The organism is Burkholderia pseudomultivorans, from assembly GCF_902499075.1.
Taxonomy (GTDB): domain Bacteria; phylum Pseudomonadota; class Gammaproteobacteria; order Burkholderiales; family Burkholderiaceae; genus Burkholderia; species Burkholderia pseudomultivorans.
The window spans coordinates 1-1,112 of sequence record NZ_CABVPP010000138.1 but is presented as its reverse complement, the minus strand read 5'-3'; the positions used below and the strand labels follow the sequence as shown (position 1 = coordinate 1,112).

General features: G+C 71.2%; 2 protein-coding genes. Both read left to right on the top strand.

Going from position 1 to position 1,112, the window contains the following annotated elements; genetic code table 11:
* Positions 1 to 192, top strand: a 192-nt coding sequence (locus BST28156_RS34510; protein ID WP_174904583.1) for a hypothetical protein, incomplete at its 5' end; no start/stop codon positions are given.
* A 3-nt stretch (positions 193 to 195) separates the two neighbouring features.
* Positions 196 to 1,112 (top strand): CheR family methyltransferase (locus BST28156_RS34505; RefSeq protein ID WP_174904582.1); only part of this gene is annotated, 917 nt, incomplete at its 3' end.

Below are 1,112 nucleotides of genomic sequence, written 5' to 3'. Positions count from 1 at the left end.
ACCGCGGCCGCGAAGGAGGCGCCGGCCGGCCGCGGCACCGCATCCGCCGGCGGCTACGGGCCGCGCCTCGCGAAGACGGCCGCCGCACCTGCGCCGGCCGCGAAGCCCGCGCTGCTGCGTCCGGCGCTGCACGGCGAGAAGCCGGCGCTGGCTGCGGCCGGCACATCCGACGACGACTGGGAGACCTTCTAAGCCATGCAGCCCGCGCGCGCGCCGTTTCGACCCGATGCACCGGATGCCTCGCCACGCGCGGGCGAGCCGGGGCGCGACTTCGCGTTCACGGGCGCGGATTTCGCGCGCATCCGCGCGCTGATCCACCGCCGCGCGGGCATCTCGCTGTCCGAGCACAAGCGCGACATGGCGTACAGCCGCCTTGCGCGCCGGCTGCGCGCGCGCGGTCTCGACACGTTTCGCGACTACCTCGACCAGCTCGAACAGGAAAACGATCCGGTCGAATGGGAGGCGTTCACCAACGCGCTGACGACCAACCTGACCGCGTTCTTCCGCGAGTCGCACCATTTCCCGATCCTCGCGGAGTTCGTGAAGGGGCGCGCGGCGCCGGTGTCGGTGTGGTGCTCGGCCGCATCGACCGGCGAGGAGCCGTATTCGATCGCGATTACGCTGATCGAGGCGCTCGGCGAATCGGCGGCGCGCGGCGCGTCGATCCTCGCGACCGACCTCGACACGCAGGTGCTCGCGAAGGCCGAGGCCGGCATCTACACGTACGACCAGGTCAAGCACCTGTCGCCGGAGCGGCTCAAGCGCTTCTTCCTGAAGGGCACGGGCGCGCAGGCGGGCCGCGTGAAGGTGCGCCCCGAACTGCGCGCGATGATCCGCTTCGAGCAGTTGAACCTGACCGATGCGGACTACGGGATCGCGAAGCCGTTCGACGCGATCTTCTGCCGCAACGTGATGATCTACTTCGACAAGCCGACGCAGGGGCAGGTGCTCGCGCGCTTCGAGCCGCTGGTGAAGCCGGGCGGGCTGCTGTTCGCCGGCCATTCGGAGAACTTCACGTACGTGACGCAGGCGTTCCGGCTGCGCGGGCAGACCGTCTACGAACTGACGCGCGACGCCGTGCCGGGCGCACGCCTGCGCGGCGCGCCCGCGCC